The sequence below is a fragment of the Oryzifoliimicrobium ureilyticum genome (genome assembly GCF_037199735.1).
In the GTDB taxonomy this organism is placed as follows: domain Bacteria; phylum Pseudomonadota; class Alphaproteobacteria; order Rhizobiales; family Rhizobiaceae; genus Rhizobium; species Rhizobium ureilyticus.
On the sequence record NZ_JBBBVQ010000080.1, the window covers coordinates 1 to 812 of the forward strand.

The 812-nt window shown below is 55.0% G+C and carries 1 rRNA gene; it reads right to left on the reverse strand.

The features are described from left to right. Positions 1–408 precede the first annotated feature (408 nt). A 16S ribosomal RNA gene (locus tag VQ830_RS28715) occupies positions 409–812 on the reverse strand; the annotation flags it as partial.

Here is an 812-nt window from a genome sequence, read left to right on the forward strand (position 1 = left end):
CTGCCCCTCGCCTTAAGCAAAAAGCAGCCAAACCGGTCTTGCGGTTCTTGTCTTCCTGAAGAAAGAGAAACGTGGACGGCGGGTCCCGCCATATCATCGGCCTTAAAGGTCCGTGACGTATCAATGCGACAAAGCCTGACTGGCCTCATCTTTGTTCTAACAAGCTGTTTTAAAGCGTGCCCTAAGGCCCGTTTTGGCACCCCTGTTCGAAGAACAGGAAAGGTTTGCCAAAACCACTTAAAAAAACAAGCTTCCTTAGAAAGGAGGTGATCCAGCCGCAGGTTCCCCTACGGCTACCTTGTTACGACTTCACCCCAGTCGCTGACCCTACCGTGGTTAGCTGCCTCCTTGCGGTTAGCGCACTACCTTCGGGTAAAACCAACTCCCATGGTGTGNAAGCTTCCTTAGAAAGGAGGTGATCCAGCCGCAGGTTCCCCTACGGCTACCTTGTTACGACTTCACCCCAGTCGCTGACCCTACCGTGGTTAGCTGCCTCCTTGCGGTTAGCGCACTACCTTCGGGTAAAACCAACTCCCATGGTGTGACGGGCGGTGTGTACAAGGCCCGGGAACGTATTCACCGCGGCGTGCTGATCCGCGATTACTAGCGATTCCAACTTCATGCACCCGAGTTGCAGAGTGCAATCCGAACTGAGATGGCTTTTGGAGATTAGCTCGACCTCGCGGTCTCGCTGCCCACTGTCACCACCATTGTAGCACGTGTGTAGCCCAGCCCGTAAGGGCCATGAGGACTTGACGTCATCCCCACCTTCCTCTCGGCTTATCACCGGCAGTCCCCTTAGAGTGCCCAAC